21 protein-coding genes and 2 pseudogenes are annotated in these 22,867 nt (G+C 70.8%); 15 read left to right on the forward strand and 8 right to left on the reverse strand.

Features of this window, described 5'->3' with window-relative positions; genetic code table 11:
• Positions 1-26: 26 nt before the first annotated feature.
• Positions 27-1,928 (reverse strand): ABC transporter substrate-binding protein, encoded by a 1,902-nt coding sequence (locus QFZ64_RS22495; RefSeq protein ID WP_307068483.1) that lies wholly within the window; start codon positions 1,926-1,928, stop codon positions 27-29.
• Positions 1,929-2,342: 414 nt separating this feature from the next.
• Between QFZ64_RS22495 and QFZ64_RS22500 the strand changes: the two genes are divergently transcribed.
• The 6 genes from QFZ64_RS22500 (at position 2,343) to QFZ64_RS22525 (ending at position 8,543) form a co-directional block, all read left to right on the forward strand.
• Positions 2,343-3,974, forward strand: coding sequence for an ABC transporter substrate-binding protein (locus QFZ64_RS22500; protein ID WP_307068485.1), 1,632 nt, complete (start codon positions 2,343-2,345; stop codon positions 3,972-3,974).
• Between the two features lie 6 nt (positions 3,975-3,980).
• Positions 3,981-4,904, forward strand: a complete 924-nt coding sequence (locus QFZ64_RS22505; RefSeq protein WP_307068487.1) for an ABC transporter permease — start codon at positions 3,981-3,983, stop codon at positions 4,902-4,904.
• Positions 4,897-5,940, forward strand: a complete 1,044-nt coding sequence (locus tag QFZ64_RS22510; protein ID WP_373430647.1) for an ABC transporter permease — start codon at positions 4,897-4,899, stop codon at positions 5,938-5,940. Before QFZ64_RS22505 ends, QFZ64_RS22510 begins: the two co-directional genes overlap by 8 nt.
• Before the next feature lie 70 nt (positions 5,941-6,010).
• Positions 6,011-7,042 carry an ABC transporter ATP-binding protein gene (locus QFZ64_RS22515; protein ID WP_307068489.1) on the forward strand — a complete coding sequence of 344 codons (1,032 nt, stop codon included), beginning with the start codon at positions 6,011-6,013 and terminating at the stop codon, positions 7,040-7,042.
• The gene (locus QFZ64_RS22520; RefSeq protein WP_307068491.1) at positions 7,026-8,075 is read left to right on the forward strand and encodes an ABC transporter ATP-binding protein; all 1,050 of its coding nucleotides are present in this window, start codon (positions 7,026-7,028) and stop codon (positions 8,073-8,075) included. The genes QFZ64_RS22515 and QFZ64_RS22520 overlap by 17 nt, the downstream gene beginning before the upstream one ends.
• A gap of 228 nt (positions 8,076-8,303) precedes the next feature.
• Complete coding sequence (locus QFZ64_RS22525) at positions 8,304-8,543, forward strand: hypothetical protein (RefSeq protein ID WP_307068493.1); 240 nt, start codon at positions 8,304-8,306, stop codon at positions 8,541-8,543.
• Positions 8,544-8,781: 238 nt separating this feature from the next.
• Here the strand turns inward: QFZ64_RS22525 and QFZ64_RS22530 are convergent, their stop codons facing one another.
• Positions 8,782-9,687, reverse strand: a complete 906-nt coding sequence (locus QFZ64_RS22530; protein WP_307068494.1) for an NAD(P)H-binding protein — start codon at positions 9,685-9,687, stop codon at positions 8,782-8,784.
• Between the two features lie 182 nt (positions 9,688-9,869).
• Between QFZ64_RS22530 and QFZ64_RS22535 the strand changes: the two genes are divergently transcribed.
• The 3 genes from QFZ64_RS22535 (at position 9,870) to QFZ64_RS22545 (ending at position 12,927) form a co-directional block, all read left to right on the forward strand.
• On the forward strand, positions 9,870-10,934 hold the full coding sequence (locus QFZ64_RS22535) for a type IV toxin-antitoxin system AbiEi family antitoxin domain-containing protein (protein WP_307068496.1): 1,065 nt from the start codon (positions 9,870-9,872) through the stop codon (positions 10,932-10,934).
• Between the two features lie 161 nt (positions 10,935-11,095).
• The gene (locus QFZ64_RS22540) at positions 11,096-11,941 is read left to right on the forward strand and encodes a nucleotidyl transferase AbiEii/AbiGii toxin family protein (protein ID WP_307068498.1); all 846 of its coding nucleotides are present in this window, start codon (positions 11,096-11,098) and stop codon (positions 11,939-11,941) included.
• Between the two features lie 179 nt (positions 11,942-12,120).
• Complete coding sequence (locus QFZ64_RS22545; protein ID WP_307068500.1) at positions 12,121-12,927, forward strand: LysR family transcriptional regulator; 807 nt, start codon at positions 12,121-12,123, stop codon at positions 12,925-12,927.
• Positions 12,928-13,112: 185 nt separating this feature from the next.
• On the opposite strand, the gene QFZ64_RS22550 is transcribed toward QFZ64_RS22545, so the two are convergent.
• Entirely contained in the window at positions 13,113-15,245 is a 2,133-nt protein-coding gene (locus QFZ64_RS22550; protein WP_307068503.1) for a S9 family peptidase, read from the reverse strand.
• A gap of 177 nt (positions 15,246-15,422) precedes the next feature.
• Here QFZ64_RS22550 and QFZ64_RS22555 point away from each other — a divergent pair, with 177 nt between their 5' ends.
• Positions 15,423-15,617 (forward strand): hypothetical protein, encoded by a 195-nt coding sequence (locus tag QFZ64_RS22555; RefSeq protein WP_006142165.1) that lies wholly within the window; start codon positions 15,423-15,425, stop codon positions 15,615-15,617.
• A gap of 1,375 nt (positions 15,618-16,992) precedes the next feature.
• Positions 16,993-17,382, forward strand: a complete 390-nt coding sequence (locus QFZ64_RS22560; RefSeq protein ID WP_307068506.1) for a beta/gamma crystallin domain-containing protein — start codon at positions 16,993-16,995, stop codon at positions 17,380-17,382.
• Between the two features lie 158 nt (positions 17,383-17,540).
• Here the strand turns inward: QFZ64_RS22560 and QFZ64_RS22565 are convergent, their stop codons facing one another.
• Positions 17,541-18,020 carry a tectonin domain-containing protein gene (locus QFZ64_RS22565; RefSeq protein WP_307068509.1) on the reverse strand — a complete coding sequence of 160 codons (480 nt, stop codon included), beginning with the start codon at positions 18,018-18,020 and terminating at the stop codon, positions 17,541-17,543.
• Between the two features lie 774 nt (positions 18,021-18,794).
• Here QFZ64_RS22565 and QFZ64_RS22570 point away from each other — a divergent pair.
• On the forward strand, positions 18,795-19,163 hold the full coding sequence (locus QFZ64_RS22570; protein ID WP_307068510.1) for a hypothetical protein: 369 nt from the start codon (positions 18,795-18,797) through the stop codon (positions 19,161-19,163).
• A 114-nt stretch (positions 19,164-19,277) separates the two neighbouring features.
• Here QFZ64_RS22570 and QFZ64_RS22575 read toward each other — a convergent pair whose 3' ends face one another.
• Together QFZ64_RS22575 and QFZ64_RS22580 are read right to left on the reverse strand one after the other, a co-directional pair.
• Positions 19,278-19,463, reverse strand: coding sequence for a DUF397 domain-containing protein (locus tag QFZ64_RS22575; RefSeq protein WP_307068512.1), 186 nt, complete (start codon positions 19,461-19,463; stop codon positions 19,278-19,280).
• An 87-nt stretch (positions 19,464-19,550) separates the two neighbouring features.
• Positions 19,551-19,736: pseudogene (locus QFZ64_RS22580) on the reverse strand (helix-turn-helix domain-containing protein); the annotation flags it as partial.
• Between QFZ64_RS22580 and QFZ64_RS22585 the strand changes: the two are divergent.
• Together QFZ64_RS22585 and QFZ64_RS22590 are read left to right on the forward strand one after the other, a co-directional pair.
• Positions 19,672-19,947: pseudogene (locus QFZ64_RS22585) on the forward strand (ATP-binding protein); the annotation flags it as partial. The pseudogenes QFZ64_RS22580 and QFZ64_RS22585 sit on opposite strands and share 65 nt — an antisense overlap.
• Positions 19,948-20,183: 236 nt before the next feature.
• On the forward strand, positions 20,184-21,161 hold the full coding sequence (locus QFZ64_RS22590; protein WP_307068514.1) for a helix-turn-helix domain-containing protein: 978 nt from the start codon (positions 20,184-20,186) through the stop codon (positions 21,159-21,161).
• Positions 21,162-21,205: 44 nt separating this feature from the next.
• On the opposite strand, the gene QFZ64_RS22595 is transcribed toward QFZ64_RS22590, so the two are convergent.
• Positions 21,206-21,694 carry an ester cyclase gene (locus QFZ64_RS22595; protein WP_307068516.1) on the reverse strand — a complete coding sequence of 163 codons (489 nt, stop codon included), beginning with the start codon at positions 21,692-21,694 and terminating at the stop codon, positions 21,206-21,208.
• A 70-nt stretch (positions 21,695-21,764) separates the two neighbouring features.
• Positions 21,765-22,127 (reverse strand): DUF4267 domain-containing protein, encoded by a 363-nt coding sequence (locus tag QFZ64_RS22600; RefSeq protein WP_307068517.1) that lies wholly within the window; start codon positions 22,125-22,127, stop codon positions 21,765-21,767.
• Between the two features lie 148 nt (positions 22,128-22,275).
• On the opposite strand from QFZ64_RS22600, the gene QFZ64_RS22605 reads away from it, so the two are divergent.
• Positions 22,276-22,830, forward strand: a complete 555-nt coding sequence (locus QFZ64_RS22605) for a TetR/AcrR family transcriptional regulator (RefSeq protein WP_307068519.1) — start codon at positions 22,276-22,278, stop codon at positions 22,828-22,830.
• Positions 22,831-22,867: the final 37 nt, after the last annotated feature.

Genomic DNA, 22,867 nt, shown 5'->3' on the forward strand with positions numbered 1-22,867 from the left:
AACCCCTCGTGGCCACGGTCATCGGGTTACTCACGGTCCCCCGCCGTGGCCCTGCGGCGTAGGGCGAGGACCGTGCCGAGGGCTGCCAGGACCACGACTCCGGCGACGACGCCGATGACGACCCCCGTCGAACCGGATCCGTCCGACGAACCGTCGGACGCCGCCGGCTTCGCCGACCACCAGCTCCAGTAGCCGTCCTGGCCGTAGATGTTGCCCGCCTTCGCCGGCATCGTCCGGATCTTCGCGATCTGGTCGGTCCGGTAGGCCTCCACGGCGTTCGGGTACGCCATGACGTTCATGTACCCGAGGTCGTACAGCCGCGACTCCATCCGCTTGACGAGGCCGGCCCGGCGCGCGGGGTCGTACTCGGCGAGCTGGCGGGCGTAGAGCTCGTCGTACTGCTTGTCGCAGATGAAGTTGTCGGTCGAGGCCGTCTCCTTGGGGGTGGCGGGCAGGGCGGCGCAGGTGTGGATGGACAGGACGTAGTCCGGGTCGGGGTTGACGGACCAGCCGTCGAAGGCGAGGTCGTACGTGCCGGCCAGCCACGGGTCGGACACGTTGTCGAGGCAGTCGAGCGTCACGCCGATGCCGAGCTTGCCCCACCACTCCTTGAGGTACTGCCCGGCCGCCTTGTCGTTCGGGTCGGTGGCGTGGCACAGGAGCCGGTAGTCGAGCGGTTTGCCGTCCTTGCCGAGCCGCTTGCCCGCTCCGTTCTTCTTGTAGCCGGCCTCGTCGAGGAGCCGGGCCGCCCGCGCCGGGTCGTACCCGCGCGCCTGGTCCGCCGACGGCTTCCAGAAGTACGTGGAGAAGCGCGGCGGTATGTACCCCGCTCCCTCGACCGCGTGGCCCTGGAACACCTTGTCGATGAGCGCCTTGCGGTCGACCGCCCGGAACAGCGCCTCCCGCACCCGGGGGTCGCGCAGTGAGGGGTCCCCGTCACCCATGGGGGTGCCGTTCCTGGTCCGTGCGCCCGGGTTGACGGCGAGGGCGTAGAAGCGGCGCCCCGGCGCGTCGTTGACCTTGATGTCCGACTGGTGCCCGAGGGAGGCGGACTGCGCGGGGGTCAGCCCGCTGACGAACGACACCTCGCCCTTGCGCAGCGCCGCGACGGCCGCGTCACCGTCCTTGTAGTACTTGAAGACCAGCTCGTCGAACCGGGGGGCGCCGCGCCAGAAGGTCTTGTTGGCCTCCATGCGCACATAGCTGTCGGGCTTGTAGTCGGTCAGGACGTAGGGGCCGTCGCCCACGACCGGGAACTTCTTGTCGTTGTTGAACTTGCCGAGGTCCTTCACCTTGGACCAGACGTGCTCCGGCACGATCGGCACGTCCAGCGCGGCCATCGTGGCCTGCGGCTTCTTCAGCTCGATGACGAGTTCGGTGGGGCTCGGCGCCGTCACCTCGCGGAAGTTGGCGACGAAGCTGCCGTTCGCGGTGGCCGCCGCCTCGTCGGTCATCATCTTGTTGAACGTCCAGGCCGCGTCCTTCGCGGTGACGCGTCGCCCGTCCGACCACGTGGCCCCGGAGCGGATGGTGTACGTCCAGGTCAGCTTGTCGGCGGACGGCTTCCACTTGGTGGCGAGGCCCGGGATCGCGTGGTTGTCCCCCGGGTCGTAGTCGGTCAGGTATTCGTACATCAGCCGGTTGACGCCGGTGCTGGACAGGCGGATCGCCAGGAACGGGCTCAGCGAGTCGACGCTCTGCGCCACCGCGACCGTGAGGACCTTCTTGCCCTCCTTCGCCTCGGCCTGCTGGGGCGTCGGGTTCAGGGGGGTGGCGAGCGTGGCGGAGAGGGCCAGGGCGCTCGCGCCGGTGAGGGCGGCGAGCCGCAGCACCGACGACCGGGCGCTGCGACGGTCCCGTCCGGTGCGCCCATCCTGTCTGCCCGGTGGTTCCGGGTGCCGTCGGCCGAGTCGGACTCTCGCGCTCATGGTTGTGACCTCATGTCATCACTCGCACAGGGACGGCTGGTGGGAACGGTGATCGGGCTCCGTCGGGAGGGTGGCGGCGGCTGGGGCGATGTGTGTGTCTATCAGCGCCGCTCGGCGCCCGTCAACGGTGCGTGGATGCCCCATGTGGCCTGCGGAAACGGGGAGTTGACGTTATCGCCGCGGTCATTGGTGCAGACCGGTGAAGTGTCCCTGGTGAAGCCGTGACGGGTGGTGCGCGAGGTGTCTTGCCGCGGCCGTTCCCGTGCCACCCGCCCGGCCGCGCAGAGGGCCGGACGGGGGACATGTCGCTCGCTCAGGTGGGCTGAATGTGCGCTTTTTCCGATATGGGGAAAAGGTGGCGGAGGAAGCGCCGCACACCGGCGTCGGCGCACGGCGCGTACCCGAGGAGGCACCATGCGAGGAGCCGCACCCCCCCGCCGGACCGCCGCGCTCGCCGTTGCCTCCCTTCTCGCGCTCACCGCGACCGGCTGCGGTTCCGGCGCCGCGGCCGACGGCGGCCCCGGGGTGCTCAGCTCCTCCTGGGGCGACCCGCAGAACCCGCTGGAGCCGGCGAACACCAACGAGGTGCAGGGCGGCAAGGTCCTCGACATGGTCTTCCGGGGGCTGAAGCGGTACGACCCGAGGACCGGCGCCGCGAAGGACATGCTCGCGGAGCGGATCGAGACGGAGGACTCCCGCACCTACGCCGTCACCGTCAAGGACGGCTGGACCTTCAGCAACGGCGAGAAGGTCACCGCCCGCTCCTTCGTGGACGCCTGGAACTACGGCGCGAGCCTGCGCAACAACCAGAAGTGCGCGTACTTCTTCGGTTACATCGACGGCTACGACCAGGTCCACCCCGAGTCCGGTGAGCAGACCGCCGACACCCTCTCCGGGCTGCGGGTGACCGGCCCGCGTACCTTCACCGTCCGCCTCGACCAGAGCTTCTCCGGCTTCCCCGACACCCTCGGCTACGCCGCCTTCGCCCCGCTGCCCCGCGCGTTCTTCACCGACCACGCCGCCTGGCTGAAGAAGCCCGTCGGCAACGGCCCGTACCGCGTGACGTCGTACGTCAGGGGTGCGCAGATGTCCCTGCGCACCTGGGACGCCTACCCCGGCCCCGACAAGGCCCGCAACCGCGGCGTCGACCTCAAGGTGTACACCGACAGCAACACCGCCTACACCGACCTGATGTCCGGCAACCTCGATCTCGCCGACGACATCCCCGCCGGGCAGCTGACGAACGTCCGCAGCGATCTGGAGGGCCGGTACATCAACGTCCCGGCCGGCATCCTGCAGACCCTCGCCTTCCCCTTCTACGACGGCAAGTGGGACAAGCCCGGCATGGAGAAGGTCCGCACCGGCCTGTCCATGGCGATCGACCGCGACCAGATCTCCCGCACCATCTTCCGCGGCACCCGCACCCCCGCCACCGACTGGACCTCCCCCGTGCTCGGCGCGGCGGGCGGCTACCGCGCGGGGCTGTGCGGCGACGCCTGCCGCTACGACCCGAAGCGGGCGAAGGCGCTGGTCGAGGAGGGCGGCGGACTGCCCGGCGGGAGGCTGAGACTGACGTACAACGCGGACACCGGCTCCCACAAGGCGTGGGTCGACGCCGTCTGCCACTCCATCAACAACGCGCTGGACGACGACCGGGCCTGCGTCGCCGACCCGGTCGGCACCTTCGCCGACTACCGGAACCAGATCAGCCAGAAGAAGATCGCCGGGCCGTTCCGGGCGGGCTGGCAGATGGACTACCCGCTCATCCAGAACTTCCTCCAGCCGCTCTACTACACCGACGCCTCCTCCAACGACGGCAGGTGGTCCAGCCAGGAGTTCGACGGCCTCGTCGACCGGGCCAACGCCGCCACCGACCGGGCCGCCTCGGTGAAGCTGTTCCAGCGGGCCGAGGAGGTCGTCCGGGACCAGATGGCGGCCATCCCGCTCTGGTACCAGAACGGGAGCGCGGGCTACTCGAAACGACTCTCCGGCGTGGAGCTCAATCCCTTCAGCGTGCCGGTGTACGACCGGATCAAGGTGGCGTGAGCGGACATGGGCCAGTACGTGATGCGGCGCCTGCTGCAGATGATCCCCGTCTTCGCCGGCGCCACCCTGCTGATCTTCCTCATGGTCAACGTCATGGGGGACCCCGTCGCCGGACTCTGCGGCGACAAGGCGTGCGACGCCGCCACCGCCGCCCGGCTCAAGGCGGAGTTCGGCCTCGACCGCCCCGTGTGGCAGCAGTACCTGACCTACATGGGCAACGTCTTCACCGGCGACTTCGGCACCGCGTTCAACGGACAGGAGGTCACCGCGCTGATGGCGGCGTCCTTCCCGGTCACCGCGCGGCTCACGCTCGTGGCGATCGTCTTCGAGGTCGTCCTCGGCGTCACCCTGGGCGTCCTCACCGGACTGCGGCGCGGCCGGCCCGTCGACACCGGGGTGCTCATGCTCAGCCTGGTCGTGATCTCCGTGCCCACCTTCGTCACCGGACTGCTGCTGCAACTGCTGTTCGGAGTCCGGTGGCACTGGATCACCCCGTCCGTCTCCCTGGCGGCGAGCTACGACGAGCTGATCGTGCCCGGTCTCGTCCTCGCCTCCGTCTCCCTCGCCTACGTCACCCGCCTCACCCGCACCTCGATCGCGGAGAACCTGCGGGCCGACCACGTCCGCACCGCCGTCGCCAAGGGGCTGCCGCGCCGCCGGGTGATCGTCCGGCACCTGCTGCGGACCTCACTGATCCCCGTGGTCACCTTCATCGGCTCCGACATCGGGGCGCTGATGGGCGGGGCGATCGTCACCGAGCGGATCTTCAACATCCACGGCGTCGGCTTCCAGCTCTACCAGGGCATCCTGCGCCAGAACACGCAGACCGTCGTCGGCTTCGTGACGGTCCTGGTGCTGGTCTTCCTCGCCGCCAACCTGCTCGTGGACCTGCTGTACGCCGTACTCGACCCGAGGATCCGCTATGCCTGAGCGACCTTACGAGCCGTACGAGCAGCCGTACGAGGCCTTCGAGCCGGCCCCGGCGGACGGCGCCGTCGCCCCCACCGGCACCGGCGGCACGATGGACCTCGCGGCGGGCGAGGCGACGACGCTGCGGCGCCCGCCGGCCCCCGGCACCGGTCCCGAGGCGCCGGCCGAGGACGGCCGGCACGGAGCGGCGAAGCCCCGTTCCCTGTGGTCCGACGCCTGGCACGACCTGCGGCGCAACCCCGTCTTCCTGCTCTCCGCGCTCGTCATCCTCTTCCTCCTCGTCGTCTCCGTGCGCCCCTCGCTCATCGCCTCCGGCGACCCCCTCTCCTGCGACCTCGCCCACGCCCAGGAAGGCTCCCGCCCGGGCCACCCCTTCGGCTTCGACGGCCAGGGCTGCGACGTCTACACCCGCACCGTGTACGGCACCCGCGTCTCCATCGGCGTCGGGGTGCTCGCCACGGCCGGGGTCGCGCTGCTCGGCTCGGTGCTCGGCGGGCTCGCCGGGTACTTCGGCGGGGCGGGGGACGCGGTCCTGTCCCGCCTCACCGACGTCTTCTTCGCGATCCCCGTCGTCCTCGGCGGACTCGTCCTGCTCTCCGTCGTCACCAGCGACACCATCTGGCCCGTCGTCGGCTTCATCGTGCTGCTCGGCTGGCCGCAGATCTCCCGCATCGCCCGGGGTTCCGTCCTCGCGGTGGGGCGGCAGGACTACATCCAGGCCGCCCGCGCGCTCGGCGCCTCCCACCCCCGGCTGCTGCTGCGGCACATCGCGCCCAACGCCGTCGCCCCCGTGATCGTCGTGGCCACCATCGCGCTCGGCACGTACATCGCGCTGGAGGCGACCCTGTCCTACGTCGGCGTCGGGCTGCGTCCGCCCACGGTGAGCTGGGGCATCGACATCTCGGCCGCCTCCCCGTACATCCGCCAGGCCCCGCACATGCTGCTGTGGCCCGCCGGAGCGCTGGCGCTCACCGTGCTGGCGTTCATCATGCTCGGCGACGCGGTGCGCGACGCCCTCGACCCGAAGCTGAGGTGAGCCGCCCGTGCGACGTGAACCGCCCGTGCGACGTGAACCGACGGCGCGACGTGATCCGACGGATCCGACGGTGCGACGTGGCCCGACGTCCGCGCCAGGGACGGCGGACGAGGCCGCCCCGTTGCTCGACGTGCGCGATCTGCACGTCGAGTTCCGCACCCGCGACGGCGTCGCCCGCGCCGTCAACGGTGTCGATCTGCGCGTGGCGGCGGGGGAGACGCTCGCCGTGCTCGGCGAGTCCGGCTCCGGCAAGTCCGTCACCGCGCAGGCGGTCATGGGCATCCTCGACACCCCGCCCGGCCGCATCACCGGCGGCGAGGTCCGCTTCCGGGGCCGCGATCTGCTGACCCTCCCCGAGGAGCGGCGCCGCCGGCTGCGCGGGGCCGAGATGGCGATGATCTTCCAGGACGCGCTCTCCGCCCTCAACCCCGTCCTCACCGTGGGCGACCAGCTCGCCGAGATGTTCACCGTCCACCGCGGCATGTCCCGGCGGGACGCCCGTGCGCGGGCCGTCGAACTCATGGACAGGGTGCGCATCCCGGCCGCCGCCCAGCGCGTACGGGACTATCCGCACCAGTTCTCCGGCGGCATGCGCCAACGCGTCATGATCGCGATGGCGCTCGCGCTGGAACCCGCGCTGATCATCGCGGACGAACCGACCACCGCGCTCGACGTCACCGTGCAGGCGCAGGTCATGGACCTGCTCGCCGAGCTGCGGCGGGAGTACGCGATGGGGCTCGTCCTCATCACCCACGACCTCGGCGTCGTCGCCGACGTGGCCGACCGGATCGCCGTGATGTACGCGGGCCGGATCGTCGAGGAGGCGCCGGTCCACGACCTCTACAAGGCCCCCGCCCACCCGTACACCAGGGGCCTGCTCGACTCCATCCCCCGCCTGGACCGCAAGGGGTCCGCGCTCGACGCCATCCGGGGCCTGCCGCCGAGCCTCACCGACATCCCGCCGGGCTGCGCGTTCCACCCGCGCTGCCCGCGGGCCCGGGACGAGTGCCTCACCGACGTGCCGCCGCTGTACGCGGCGGGCGAGGACCGGGGCAGCGCCTGCCACTTCTGGAGGGAGTGCCTGCATGACGCCACAGCCTGAAGCCTCCCGCGATCGTGACCGTGACCGTGAACCGATCCTCGAGGTGACCGGACTGGCCAAGCACTACCCGCTCACCCGGGGCGTCCTGCGGCGCCGGGCGGCCGGCGCGGCACGGGCCGTCGACGGCGTCGACCTCACCCTCCGCGCGGGCGAGACCCTGGGCATCGTCGGCGAGTCCGGCTGCGGCAAGTCCACGCTCGCCCGGCTCCTCGTCCACCTGGAGCGCCCCACCGCCGGCCGCATCCGGTACCGCGGCGAGGACGTCACCGGCCTGTCCGGCCGCGCGCTGAAGGCGGTGCGCCGCAACGTCCAAATGGTGTTCCAGGACCCGTACACCTCGCTCAACCCGCGCATGACGGTGGGCGACATCGTCGGAGAGCCGTTCGAGATCCATCCGGAGGCGGCCCCGAAGGGCGAACGGCGCCGCAAGGTGAGGGAGTTGCTGGACGTCGTCGGCCTCAACCCCGAACACATCAACCGCTACCCGCACCAGTTCTCCGGCGGCCAGCGCCAGCGCATCGGGATCGCGCGGGCACTCGCGCTGCGCCCGGAGATCGTCGTCGCCGACGAACCCGTCTCCGCGCTGGACGTCTCGGTGCAGGCCCAGGTGATCAACCTCCTGGCCCGCCTGCAACGGGAGTTCGGTCTGGCCTACGTCTTCATCGCGCACGACCTGTCGGTGGTACGGCACATCTCGGACCGGGTCGGGGTGATGTACCTGGGCCGCATCGTGGAGACCGGCACCGACGAGCAGATCTACGAGCACCCCACGCACCCCTACACCCAGGCCCTGCTCTCCGCGGTCCCGGTGCCCGACCCGACGGCCCGCGCCCGCCGCGACCGCATCATCCTCACGGGCGACGTCCCCTCCCCGGCGAACATCCCCACGGGCTGCCGCTTCCGCACCCGGTGCTTCAAGGCGGAGGACCGCTGCGCCCGGGAGTCCCCCCGCCTGGAGATCCACGGCGACATCCCGTCCCCCCACCCCTCGGCCTGTCACTTCGCGGGGGAGCGCACGGTGGGCGTGCCGTAGGGCGCCGGTTCGGCAACGCGGTGTTCGACCGTCAAGTGGCCCGCGGTCGACTGCCGTTCACCTCCGCTGCACGTCACCCCCGGGATCCGGGCCAAGTGTGCGAGACATCCGGCCCAAGATCTCCCGCACTGCTCGCGGAGCCTCGCGCCTGACTAGTATCGGCCGGGCAACCAACTCCCCAGTCACGCCGGTTCGGTGCTGGCGTGACGTGCGTTCAGGAGCGTTCCCTTGCTCAAGAAGCTCTTCGTGTCGGCGGCACTCACCGCCACCGCCGTGGCCGGCATAGGCCTCGGCGCCGGTACGGCCTTCGCCGGCGACTTCCCGGACACGGCCGCCGGCGTCTACCCGTCGTACCAGGCCTGTATGGACGCGGGCTACGCCGGCGTTCCCCAGGGCCGTTGGCTCTCCTGGCGCTGTGACCCGCTGAGCGGTGGCCAGTACCTGCTCTGGGTCGGCGGGACGGGCTGACCGACGTGACCGGCGGTGGAACGCGGGCCCCGCGTTCCACCGCTCGTCCGCGTCCGCGCCGGTGTCCGTGCCCGTGCCCCGTGTCCGTGTCCGTGTCAGTGCCGATGACCGACCGCCGACCGGCCGCGACCGGCCCGCGCATGTCGCACGACGGGCCTGTCCCTGCCGAACGACCGGCCCCTGCCTGCCGCGCCGCGGGCCCGCCCCCGGCGCACGACCGGCCCCCGGGCCGTCGGGCTCAGCCGCCCAGGACCGCCGGCCGCAGGACCTCCTCGCACCAGGTGCGGAACGTCGTGGTCCCGACGACGGTGTTCGCGTCCGCGCGGGAGACAGCCTCGTCGAGCCCCTCGTTCCGCGCCCGCATCATGTCCACCATCCCCGCGGTGAACGCCTCGGGCACCCCGCGGGAGGCGAAGACCGCCGCGTAGTCGTCCAGGGACACCTGCTGGTACTCCACGGACCGGCCGAGCACCCCGGAGACGATCCGCGCGCGGTCGGCCGCCGAAAGGTCCTCGGGGCCGAGCACCGGCACCTCGCCCGTGCCCGTCCACGACCGGTCGAGCAGCAGCCGTACGGCCGCCGCCGCGATGTCGGCCGTGGCGACCGGCGGTTCGGGGCGGTCGGCGGGGACCGTGTCGGTGAAGACGCCCCGGTCGCGGATCGGGCCCGCCTGCCGCAGCAGGTTGTCGATGAACGTGGCGCAGGCGAGCGCCCGGTAGGCGACCCCCGAGCCGGCGATCAGGTCGTCCATGGCCAGCGAGGCGGTGACGAGTCCGGCGCGGTCGGCGACCGGTGTGCCCCGCCCGACCGAGGAGACGGCGACCACCCGCTGGACCCCGTGCGCGGTGAACGCCTTCGCGGCGGCCTGCGTGAAGCCGGAGTACGCCTCCTCCAGGTCGGCCGCGAGCGGGTTCGGCGGCACGACCCAGAAGACGGCGTCGACGCCGTCGAGCGCGCGGTCGACGACCGCCGCGTCACCGTGCGAGCCGACGACGACGTCGACCCGGTCGCGGACCTCGTCCGAGAGCTTCGCGGGGTCGCGCACGACCACCCGCAGCTCCTCGCCCCGCGCGGGGGCCTCGTCGAGCAGATTGCGCAGCACCTGGCTGCCGATGGTGCCTGTGGGCGTGGTGATGAGGATCATGCGGTCAAGTCTTCGCGCGTCCCGACGCGCGCGTCCAATACTCTTCAGCCCTGATTGATGTCCGATGGGTATCAATTTCTTTCCCTCGGAGATGCAGGGTAAATTACATCTCCGATCGATTAACGCAGAGATGGTTACATGTAGTCGTAACTATCTCTGTGGAAATGTGTAACCATATCTGCATGGATCGCGCTGACCAGCTTGTCGTGCTCTCCGGGGCCGCGGCCGACCAGTGGGGCCTGGTCACCACCGCGCAGGCCAAGGAGCTCGGCCTGAACGCCGTGCAGCTGCTGCGCCTGACCGAGGCCGGGTTGCTGGAGAACGTCAGCCGGGGGGTCTACTTCCTCGCCACCGGCGCCATGCCCCAGCACGTGGACATCAAGGCCGCATGGTTGCGCCTGCAGCCGCGAGAGTTCGCCTGGAACCGCCCTCTCGGTCACCCCGACTCCGGTGTCGTCTCCCACGCCTCCGCCTGCCGGCTTCATGAGCTGGGAGACATCCCCGCCCCCGACGTGGAGATCACTGTGCCCCGCAGGCGGACGACGAACGAGCCGTTCGTCCGTCTGCGCACCGCGTCGCTGGAGCCCGCCGACATCACGGTGGCCGACGGCCTGCCTGTCACCACCGCCGCCCGCACTGTCATCGACCTGCTGCAGGCCAAGGCCGACGGCGGACACATCGGCGGGGTCATCGCCGAGGCCGAACGCCGTGGGCTGATCACGGTGGACGACCTTGCCGAGCGCGTGTGGCCCTACGCCCGCAAGTACGGACTCAAAGCCACCGCCACCGGACGCGATCTGATCGACCACCTCGTCGCCCAGGCCGGCGAGAGCCTGCGCCGCCAGGAAGTCGACCGGGCCGGCCAAGAGGGCTTCGATGCCGCGGTCCGTCTCTTCGCCGGTCATCCAGCCGTCGCGTCGTATCTCGCGCGCAGTGGCGGCATGAACGACATCGGCCGAGCCCTGGGGAACCTGGGGCACAATGCTGCGGCGGCCGCGGCGATGCGGAGGGTGCTGGATTCCGACCCTGCGATGAGGGCGGCGTTGGCGAAGTTCACGCAACCGAATCAGGCCGTCCTGCAAGTCCTCCGCCACACCAACGCCGACGCCTTGTCGCCGAGCACCCGCAAGGCCATGGAAGCCGTCGCGAAGTTCCAGCAGCAGCCCGTTCCGCCTCCGGCCCCGCGCAACAGCGGCACGGGCAGCGGTCGGGACGACAGCCGGCCGGCGGCGGAGGAGACCGGCTGACCCACCGAACCGGAGCCCGAGGGTGATCAACTCGGGCGTGACAGTCCGCAGATTCGAGCCGGCACGCCAGGGGGCGATCCATGGGCAAGACGTACGCGACTCCGAGGGCGTTCAGAACCGCTCTTAACCTCTCCGCGAAGAAGATGTCCAAGGAGACGGGCATGAACGTCTCCGACCTGATGCGGATCTTCTACTTCAACCGGCTCGCCGCCCGGGTCTTCACCCTGGACCCCGACGGCTGGCTCATCAAGGGCGGCCAGGCTCTCCTGGTCCGCTACCGCGGCGCCGCCCGCCTCAGCGGCGACATAGACCTGCAGACCGCGCAGCCGGGTCTGACCCCCGAGGAAGCACGCGCCCGCGTCCTGCGGGCCGCGGCCCACGATCTGGGCGACTTCCTGCGTTTCGCCCCCGGCAAGTACACCCTCTCCGCCGATCCCGACCGCGGTGGCTCCCAGTACTTCCAGGTCTTCCTCGGTCCCACCCGCGTCGACGGCGTCAAGGTGGACATCGCCGTCCGGCGCACGCTCACGGGCACCCCGGAAACCAGCCCCCTGGCCTCCGCCGTCGACCTTCCCTGGCCCGTCGACTGGCCCACCGTACGGCTCTACCCGCTCGTCGACCACATCGCCGACAAGGTCTGCGCCCTCTACGAGCGTCACGGCGCGGAGGTTTCGAGCCGCTACCGCGACCTGGCCGACCTCCTCCTGATCAGCCAACAGGAGAGGATCGACGGTCCCGCCGCCCACCGGGCCATCCACCACGAAGCAGACCAGCGCCGCCGGCGCGGCACCGACGTCACCATGCCCCGGTCCTTCGAAGCCCCGGGCCCCGACTGGCACGACAAATATCCCGGCGCCGCTGCCCTGGTACTCGGCCTGCGGGGCTGCCGTACCTTCCCCGAAGCCGCCCGAGCGGCCAAGGAGTTCCTCGACCCGCTCCTGGACGGCACCGTCACCGGCGACTGGGACCACGAAAGCGGCACGTGGCAGCAGCACCGCACCTCCTGACCACAATCGTGCATGCCCGACAGCAGGGGACGAGAGGCCCGGACGGCGGACTCGGCGGCGGGACGCATCGGCCTTTTCGGTTGTCCGGTCACCGACTCCGAACAGCTCCGCCGGACCTGGAAGCCGGCTCGGACCGGTTTGCCGCCGCTCGCTGCGGGCGTCATTGATACCCTTGAGGTATGGACCTCGATCTGCGTAAGTTGCGCTATTTCGTCGCGGTCGCCGAGCACCGGCACTTCGGCCGCGCGGCCGAGCAGCTGTACATCGCACAGCCCGTCCTCAGCCGGCAGATCCGGGCCTTCGAGCGTGAGCTGGGCTGTGCCCTGCTCACCCGCACCACCCGCAGCGTGGAGCTGACGGCGGCCGGGGAGCGGCTCCACGAGGAGGCGCGCCGGGTCCTCGCGACCGTCGACGGCGCGGTCCGCCGGGTGCACGAGGCCGACCGGGGCGTCGCGCGCCTCGCCGTCGCCTTCGCCCCCGGGCTGCACGTCTCGGAGGCGGTGCGTGCCTTCACGGCGGTCCATCCCGGCGTCGAGATCGATCTCGTCCCGCTGCGCTGGTACGACCAGCACACCCCACTGCGGGACGGCCGCGCGCACGTCGGCTTCCTGCGCCGGCCCTTCGACGACACGGGGCTGCGCACGATCCCCGTCGGCCTGGAGTCCAGGGCCGCCATCCTGCCCGCGGCCCACCCCCTGGCCACCCGCCCCTCGCTGACCTCGGTGGACCTGGAGGGCGAGAAGTTGCTCAATGCCCAGCAGCGCCGCGCGGCCTCCCTCGAGGAGAAGTTCGAACTCATCGCCGCCGGCTACGGCATCGGACTCGGCCCGCTGAGCGTGGCGCGCGCCTACCACCGCCCCGACCTCGTCCCCGTGCCGGTCACGGACGCCGAGCCCTACGAGACATGCCTGGCGGCCCCGGAGGACAGCCGGGACGAACGCCTGCTGGACTTCCTGGAGATCGCGACGAAGGTACTGCGCGGGTAGCGCGCCTGGGCGCGCGAGCCCGGTTCACACCTCCGCAACACCGCCGACCCGGTCCTGCCACACGTCTCCGTCACGCTGGACGGCGTACGGCCGTGCGGGTGCCGTGGACGGGCCGGAGCGCCGAGGTGCTCCGGCCCGTCGTGGCCCGGCCGCACACCGTCCGGCCCGTCGTCGTGCGCGGCTCGTCAGGTCAGCCGCAACGAACGCCGCAGGAAGTCCAGTTGCAGCCGCAGCAGATTCTCCGCGACGGTCTCCTGCGGGGTCATGTGTGTGACGCCCGACAGCGGCAGCACCTCGTGCGGCCGTCCGGCGGCCAGCAGGGCCGACGACAGCCGCAGCGAGTGCGCGACGACCACGTTGTCGTCCGCGAGCCCGTGAATGATCATCATCGGCCGGTGCGGGCCCTCCGCCGCGTCCACCAGCCCCGCGTCGTCGATCAGCGAGTTGCGCCGGTAGACCTCCGGCTGCTCGCCGGGCAGGCCCAGGTACCGCTCCTGGTAGTGGGTGTCGTACAGCCGCAGATCGGTGACCGGGGCCCCGACCACCGCCGCGTGGAAGACGTCGGGGCGGCGCAGCGCGCCGAGCGCGGCCAGATAGCCGCCGAAGGACCAGCCCCGGATCGCGACCCGGTCCAGGTCGAGCGGGAACTGCTCGGCGAGCGCGTGCAGCGCGTCGACCTGGTCCTGGAGGACCACCTCCGCGAGGTCGTCCCGTACGGCCTTCTCCCACGCGGGGGAGCGGCCCGGAGTGCCCCGCCCGTCGGCGACGACCACCGCGAAGCCCTGGTCCGCGAACCACTGCGAGGTGAGGTGCGGGTTGTGCGCGGCGAGCACCCGTTGGCCGTGCGGGCCGCCGTAGGGGTCCACGAGGACGGGCAAACGGGGACCGTCGGTCTCACTGGGGTAGTCCGTAGGCATAAGCACGGCGCATGGGATTTTCCGTGCGCCCCCCTCTACGAGGCTCACGCGCGGGGAGAAATTCGGACTTTCCGCGTACGAGGCCACGGTCGCCGCCGGCTTGCCGTCGCGAAGCACCTGCGCACGGGCGCCCGGCCGGTCCAGTACCGCGCTGACCAGCACGGTCACGCCCCCGGCGCGCACCGCCGAGTGCACGCCGGGCCCTTGCGAAACGCGCTCCACCCCGAGCTCGTTCACCCGGTAGACGTGCACCTCGCCGATCTCCGGCTCGGCCGCGCGCGCCCCGGCCGACGCGGTGACAAGAACGTCGTCGGCGGTGACGTCAAGTACCGCCCGCACATGCAACTGCGGTCCGGTCAGCGGCCGTTCGCCGACCGCGAGGACCCGCGCGCCGCCCTCGTCGGCGATCCGCACGAGCTGTCCGGAGGGGCTCCAGCACGGCACGCCGGGGAAAAGATCCAGCCAAATTGGATCTTCGTCGGCGTGCACCATCCGGGTCGCTCCGGCGTTCGGATCCACCGCCAGAATGAGCTGACTGCGCTGGTCGCGGGCCTGCACCAAGATCAGCGGGACTCCCGCCGCTGACCAGTGCACTCGCGCCAGATAGGGGTAGGCGGCGCGGTCCCACACCACCTCCGTGCGCGCCCCGTCCAGGCCCAGGACGAACAGGCGTACGTCCGCGTTGTCCGTCCCCGCCGCCGGGTACGCCACGGGCTGCGGCGCCCGGCCCGGGTGTGCCGGATCGGCGATCCACCACCGCTGCACGGGGGTGTCGTCCACCCGCGCGACCAGCAACCGGTCCGACTCCGGCGCCCACCAGAACCCGCGAGAACGGGACATTTCCTCGGCCGCGACGAACTCCGCGAGACCGTACGAAACGCCCTCCGACTCCGGTTCGATCAGCGCCCGGTCGTCCTCGCCCTCCGAGCCCACGACCCGCAGCGCACCCCGGGCGACATAGGCGACATGCCTGCCGTCGGGGGAGGGGCGGGGGTCGATCACCGGCCCCGCGGCGGGCAGCTCCCGCGCCGTACCGGCCCGCAGCTCGGCCGTGAAAAGCCGCCCCGACAAGGCGAAAGACGCCCACTCGACGGCGGCGTCGGTGGCGTATCCGACGATGCCCGCGCCCCCTTCGCGGCTGCGTTCCCGTCGTGCGCGCTCCTCCGGTGGCAGCTCCTCGCCGGCCCCGGAGAGCAGGGCCGCGGGGTCCGCCGCGAGGCGCTCGGTGCTCTCCTCCGGGTCGAGAACCCACAGTTGCTGCACCCGGTCGGTCCCGGACGCGGACCGCAGGAACACGACCCGCGAACCGTCCGGCGCGACCGTGAACGCGCGGGGCGCGCCGAGGGTGAAGCGTTGGGTGCGCGCGTGCCGACGGGGGAAGGAAAGTGGCTCGGTCGTCATGCCCCGACCATATTGGCCATGCGCCCCCTTGTGCGGCCGTGCGCGGGACGATGCGCGCGTCCGGATAGTTATGATCACAAGCGCATAGTGGGTATGAACCCGCTGGCTGTTGTACGGATCTATCTGCCCCCATAGTCCGACCCCCCGCGTCCCTGGGATCTTTGGAGGTGAACCGCCGTGGCACTCTCGATTTCGGCGGTGGTGCTGCTGGCGATCATCGTCGTTCTGCTGATCAGGAAGTCAGGCCTGAAGGGCGGACACGCGGTGGTCTGCGTGCTCCTCGGTTTCTACCTCGCCTCCTCGACGATCGCCCCGACGATCAACGACCTGACGACGAACATCGCGGGGATGATCGGCAGCATCAAATTCTGAGGCGTGGGTCCCGCGCGCTCTTGGCGCCCCGGGGACCCACGGAACGGGGCGGGGCACGGGCTCCGGACACAAGGTCCGAAGCCCGTGCGGTGACCTTCCCAGGGTCCGGTTGCCCCGCATCCGGCTTCGTAAGCGCGGTGAATCCGGGAGGCCGAGGACCGGCCGCCTCGGCACGGTGGCGGCTCGCGGGAGAACGAACCGCGGGTGTCCGCGTGGACGCGGCGCGATGGGCGGAGCCTCCGGGCAGGCGGCCGCATCGGTGCCGGGGCTGTCGGCCTGCTCGTGCAGACGCTCCGTCGCCGTGGTCCGGCCCTGAGCCGTACCGGGTTTCCCGGACGGCTCGCTGACAGAAGGGTGACCTGGACGTCACGCGGAGGGCGATCCGAGGAGTCCCCCGCGGACACTCGGCGCACGGGGAGCTCGGCACGCGCACCACGGACCGCCGCAGGAGCGTCCCCGCCGGGTTGCTCTCGGGCACGGGTTTGTGCGAGCGCCGGCGTGCGGGCATCGCCGCGAACCTCACGCCGGACGGCAGGCTCGGCATGGCGGCCACCACGGGCGACGACAACGTGGTGACGTCGCCAGGAGGCTGCCGAAACCGACGGGGAAATTCCCACCGGCGAAATTCCCACCGGCGAAATCTCCGACAGCGCGGGCGCCGTGGGGTCGCCGGGACGCAGTGAAGAATGCCGCCCTGAAGCGGCGCTTATGCCGCCCGGCATCCGGCGGCCGATGCGGGGCCGAGGCGATCCGCACCGCGGTCCAATAAGGCGCCGACTGGACGGACGCCTTCGACGGGGTGACGGGGCTCCGGATCACAGCGTGGCGGGATGACGCAGTTCGGAGAATTCATCGTCGGCCGACGGACTCACCCGCGTGCGGCGAGCAGCCCCCCACGTCGTTCAATTGGGTATCCAGCGGTCGGATTCCGCCGGACTCGGTGAAATCGGAACCGGAGCTCCAGCCGTACGTCAGCGAGCAGGACATGGGCGCAAGGCGGCGAATTCGTGCCGAAAGGTACCTCTTCCCGTGAACGCTTCGGAGGCCGGGTGGGAACCGGTCTCGAACCGAAGAAGGCCGAAGAAGGCCGAAGAAGGCCGAAGAAGGCCGAAGGCGGCCGGGGGTCGGTTCTCCGACCAGACTCACCCGCTGCGCAGTGCTCCCTCCGTTTGAGCGGCCCAGTTGTGGAACGCCGCACCCCAAGGGGTCACTTCCCGTCCAACCGCACGTCACCGGAGCGTGCGACCGCCCTGCTGTCGAATCCGGTGCGATTCGATGACTCGCCGGGCCGCCGCCGGATCAATTCTCGAGAATTCGGGCAAAATCCCCGATCTCGAATGGGGAATATTTGGATCCCCCGGAGGAGTCAAGTAGCATGCCCGGCGTGAAGAAAAATAGCCTGTTCAGGTCCCAGGGATTGCTCAAGAGGAGTGCTGTCGTGGCGGCAGCCACTGCGGGACTGGCGGTTGCGATTCCGGCGACTCCCGCCGCTGCCGTCAGCCGCGTCGATTGTCATTTCCCTGCGGTGATCGACGAGTACGCACGAGTGGAATCACGCGGTTTGCCCACGTGTTTCGCCAATGCTGGCGGGATGGCGGTGAGTATTGTCAATGTCTCGCAATTCCATTCGGGCAACAATAAGGTCACCTTCTTCTACACCATAGAAGGGTCGGGCTACGCGAACGCCCTCACCCTGGAAAAGTGGCAGGACCATACCCTGACGTTCGGTGCCAGTGCCCACTTGAACGAAGTATTCATCTGGTGACCTCGTCACGTGGCGCCGGACCGGACCGGACCGGATCGGCGCCACGCAGTCCGGAGTGAAGAGGACACCGACGCTCGCGTCCGGTGGCTGCTGGGCAGGTCCGGCAGGGGGGCGGGGTCACCCGGCCGCAGACTGCGCGCGGGTGGTGCGGGCAGGGGTCAGCTCGGCTGGTCGCCGACGTACCGGTAGATCTCGCCGCCGCTGTTGACGTGCCACACGGTGCCGTCGGCACCCGCGGCGATGTCCGTGGCGGCGCCGGGGATCCTGACCCAGGGGTTGCCGCCGCCGGCGTCGTTGTTGGTGTACCGGTAGATGGCGCCGGCCGGGTCGACGCCCCACACGTTGGTCCGGGAGCCCACCGCGATCCGTCTCAGGCTGCCGTTGACGTTCTTCCACGGGTTCGCACTGTCCTGGTCCCCGGTGTACCGGAAGACGTGGTTGCCGCTGTTGACGCCCCACACGGTGCCGTCCGCCGCCGCGCCGATGTCGCCGAGTCCTCCGGGGATGTTGATCCAGGGGTTGGCGTCGTGGTTGGTGTACCGGTAGATGGCGTCGGCCGCGTTCACCCCCCACACCGTCGTCCTGGACCCCGCCGAGATCGCGGTGAGACTGCCCGCGATCTTCACCCAATCCGCCATGCTGAAACCGCCTTCTTTCGTTGCGTATCTGCCCGCATCCTCGGCAGCGGATGAGTAAGCCAAACGGGTCCATACCTGTACTAATAAGAAAAAGAGTCCGTAAATCAACGTTTCATCCCGGCTCGCGTGAGGTGCGGCGGGCGGCGAGGAGCTTGGCGGCGAGCCGGGCGACCGAAAACGCAGTCCCGCCTCTGGGGGATGGACATGAGACCCCGGCCTGTGCAGGCGACAGAGGCGACAGGACCGGAAGACGTCGGTGGGCCCGGCGTGTCCGACGCCAGACGCTCACCAGGCATCGCGCTGGACACTTGACCGCGCCGCGGTGACCGCCCGGCTCCATCGCCAGGCGCTTCGACTCCGGTCGCACTTCGGTGTCGATCGCTCAAGGTCCGCTGCCGCAGGTCACTGATCCTGCGTCAAGAAACGGACATCGGCGGGCATTCTCGCGGCTGCTGTCACACTCCGGCCGGCGGGCGTGGCAGCGCGGCCGGCGGGTGTGGCAGCGCGGCCGGGGTGCGTGACAGCTCGGCTCGTCACGTTCGGTGAGCGTGCCGGCTGTCCTGTGTCATCGAAACCCTCGGGCCACAGCAGGGGGCGCCCCGGGGGTGCTGGAGCGGAGCGGACAGACCGGCCGAGCTGCCGCTGTCCCCGTATTGATGGTTTGTCCCGGAAGGTGGCGAAGAGGTGCGACAGCGCCCCTAGCGTGAGCCGCGCCGTGGCCTGCGGCACGGTGTCTTACCTCGGCACCGCAGCAGCGAGAGACAAGGAGCGCTGATGGCGAACTTCCAGACCGGCGAGGTTCCCCCCGGCTTCGCGTTCACCGAGAGCGGCGGGCTCATCCACTACAAGTACGGCATCGTCCTGGCCGTCCCGGCAGCCAACCAGGCCGGCTGGTCAGGCGATATGTGGATCAGCTTCGCCTCCGCCTGGGCGGATGCACGGATCAAGGTGAACTGGCACGACGGCTCCAACTGGAGCGCCGCCGTGGACCTGGACGTCACGGCGGCAGGCGGCCGGGTCCACAACGGCGCGAAGCTCCCGACGAGTACGCAGAAGATCTCCATCGGCCGCGTCAAGAAGAGTGCGAGCGATACCGAGGACGACATCCCCGTCAGCTGGCTGCTCCAAGTCGCGGAGGCGTGACCCGACTGCCCCTCCTCCATTCGCCGATGTCCGGTCCGGACTGCTGGGCCGGACCGGACATCGGCGTGGTGACCGTGGCCCGGCCGTGCGGGTACGCGTCGCCTCCCGGCTTTCTCACGCCTCCGACGCGAACGGCACGAAGCCCGCCCAGGTGAAGGGGGCGAAGGCCAGACGCGGGCCTTCGACGTTCTTGGAGTCGCGCACGTGGACGGTGCCGGGTGCGGTGGCGATCTCGACGCAGGAGTCACCCTCGCTGCGACTGCTGTAGCTGCTCTTGAACCAGGCTCCGGCCACTTCCACGCAGGAGTCGGTCTCCGCCCCGCTGCGGAACCGCGTCTGCGCGTATGCCGACGTTTGCAGAAGGCCGTGGATGTCGACTGGGTCCTAGAGCAGCGCATCCGCCGTGTCCAGGTACTCCGGGCGCGGGGCCCGCCTGCCGCCCTCGACCTTGTGGACGAGGTCTTCCCCGTACCCCACCGCTACCGCGAAGTCGGCGGCACGCATCCCGCACGCCTCCCTCCGCAACCGCAACTGCCGCCCCACCGTGGCGACGACGGCCGGCGCGTTGCGGATCGAGGTGACCGACGCGCGTGGCGAACGACTCCCCGAGCCCCAGGCGCCCGCCCCCGACGCGGAGTCGGGCCGCGGCCTGCTGCTCGTCGAGGCGCCGGCCGACCGCTGGGGAGTCACCGAGGAACGGTTCCCGCGCAGAACGGTGTGGGCGGAAGTGTCCGTTCAGGTACCGGAGCACGGATTCGCGGGCTTCGGTGACCCCGGCGCCTGAAAGACAAAAGACCTCGGGAAAGCACCCGTACCGAGCCCCACCCCTCCCGCCCGTGAGCGGCGAAGGCGCTGGTCACTCGGGTGGGTGAACATCCCCGGCTCGGCTGGATTTTGCGAACGTCGACGGTCCACGCTCGGCACAGCACGACACACGTCACAGGACATACGTCGGCCCCCGCCGGGACTAGCGATCCCAATGCGGGGGCCTGACCACCAAGGAAGAAACCAGGCTTCCCGATGGATACCCAAAACCCTAGCGTGCCCCCGCACGCCCCGTCCCGCACGACGGACGGCAACCACCCGAACCAGGACCGGTGTCGAGACGGTGAGGGTGACCAGGACCGGTCGAACCACTCAGGCGGCCTGCTCCACGACAACACCCGTCACACCGCCCGCTTCACGGTGATCGGCAACCACCTCGCCCAGCACCGCCAGTTGTCGCTGCTGGCGATCGGGCTCGCCGTGTACATCCAGTCGCTGCCGAAGGGCGCCCGCGTCGACATCAAGACGCTCGCCGCCCGCTTCCCGGAGGGCGCGACCCGGATCGCGGCCGCCCTGCGCGAGCTGGAGACCCACGGCTACCTGCGCCGCACGCGCGAACGCGTGCCCGACGGCCGCATCGTGACCCGCACGGTCTCCTGCAACCAGCCGGGCGCCACCCGCCGCCCCCACCGACCGCACGAGGAGCGAACCGGGGCGTCGTCCCGTCCGCGCGGGAAGCGAGCAGCCGCCCCGCGCAAACCCCTCCCCGCCGTCCCGCGCCCCGCGTACCCCGCCCCCGCACTCCTCCAGCAGGCCACGGACCTCCTCGCGGGCCTGCACCGCCGCGACCCCCGCCTGCTGCTCTCCGCCTGCGACGCCGCGCACCTGGCCCCCGGCGCAGCGGCCTGGCTGGAGCGCGAGGTGAACCCGGAACTGATCCGCGAAGCCCTGACCGCCGACCTTCCACCCGAGCCGCTGCACCGCCCGGCCGCCCTGCTGGCCCACCGCCTCACCACCGGGCTCCCGCCCCTGCCCCCGTACCGCAGGCCGGGCGCCCCGCCCTTGGCCCCGCAGCCGCTCCGCAACTGCGACGGCTGCGACCGAGCCTTCCGGTCCCCGGACCCCGGCGACCGCTGCCGCGACTGCGCCGTACCGTCTGCGGCCGCCCCTCGTCCAGCCCCCGGAGCGGCCGCAGACGGCGTGGAACCGAACGAGGCCGCTAGGGCCTGTTGAGAAAGTGCCGCAGGGCCCGCCCTCCGGGGATTACGGGACAGCCCTCAGCTCCAGGCGGCTCGGACGGGAGTTCCGGCCGGGGCGTTGAGCTGCGCCATCAGGCCCGCGAAGTCTTCGAGGTGCCATGTGACGACGATCCGGTTGTCGCGGACCTGGTGGATGTCCATCGTGCGCATCTCGATCCGCCGGCCGGTGGGCTCGTGTCCCATGAAGGCGCCCTGGTGCGTGCCGCTGACCGTGTTCCTGACCGCGACCCGGTCGCGCCCCACGACGAGGTCCTCGTGCTCGACGTGGTAGTCGGGCATGGCCCGGCGGAACACCGCGATCTGCGCGGCCATTCCCGCCCGTCCCTGCTCCTGGCCGGGTGCGAGCGGGATGTCGACCCAGTCGTCGGCGAGGATCTCGCCGTAGACCGAGGTGTCGCCGGTGCGGAACGGCTCGTAGAAGGCGCGGACGACGTCGAGGATGCCCGCGTCCGAACGGACCTCAAAGTCGGAGGCGGCGGACGCGACGGTCTGGTTCTCGGTGCTCATGAGGAGGATTCCCTGTTCTGGGTGAGGGGGGAGGGCCAGTTCAAGTTCGCTGTCGTGGCCCGGGTGCTCGCTACACCAGCGCGAGGACCAGGCCCGCGGCGACGAGGACCAGGGCGGTGGCCGCGTGGATGCCCAGCGCGTGGGCGAGCCTGCCGCCGTTCGTCCGGACGATGACGGCGTCTCCCACGGGGGTGAGGGCCGCTGCGACCAGGGCCCAGCCGAAGGCGTGGGAACCGGCGACGCCGAGGACCACGAGAGGCACCACGCCGGAGGTGATGTCGCGGACGCCCTTGATGTTGGTCAGGGCGCGCAGGCTGTCTTCGGGAACCCCGAATCCAGCCATGGCGACACGCGGGGCCAGCAGGAAGCGGCCGCCGATGACCATGATCAGAACACAGCCGAGAAGTGCGACGACGAGAGCGGTGATCATCATGGGCAGGCCCTTCCCGAGGTTGTCTAACGACGTTGTATAACACCGTTCTCTAACGACGTTAGCATACGTGGGCCCCGTGCTGCCGCCGTGATCCGAGGGTCGGTCGCCGATCTCTAGCGCTGTTACATAACTGCGCTATTATTCGCTCATGTCTCCCAGACCGGCCCCGGACCTCGCTCTGAGGCGAGAGCAGATCATCCGCGTCGCACGCGACCTCGCCGAGTCCGAAGGCTGGGCCTCCGTGACGATGCGCCGGCTCGCCTCCGAACTCGGCGTCACCCAACCGGTGCTGTACTCGGTCTTCACCGGCCGGCAGGCGCTCGTCGACGCGGTGGCGCTCGACGGGTTCACCGCGATCGCCGCGGCGCTCGAAGCGGTCGACGCCGAGCCCATGGCGCGTATGCGCGCCTACCTGGAGTTCGCCGTCGCGCAGCCCCGCGTCTACGAGGCGATGTTCGCGATGCCCTCGACCTTGGAGTTCGGAGCCGGTGACGGCCCCGAACCGCTCCGTCGCGCCTTCGCGGCGATCGGTGCGGCCTTCCCGGGGCCCGATGACACCAGGGCGGAGGTCGCCTGGGCGACGGTGCACGGCCTGGCCGCCCTCCGGATCAGCGGACGTCAGCCGGAGGTCCGCGCGGAGGCTCGACTGGAGCTCGCTCACCGGATGCTGACCGGGTCACCCGATGACTCGGTCACCCGATGACTCGGTGGCTCAGGCATCCGGTGATCCGGTGATCCGT

It is taken from the genome of Streptomyces sp. B3I8 (genome assembly GCF_030816915.1).
In the GTDB taxonomy this organism is placed as follows: Bacteria; Actinomycetota; Actinomycetes; order Streptomycetales; family Streptomycetaceae; genus Streptomyces.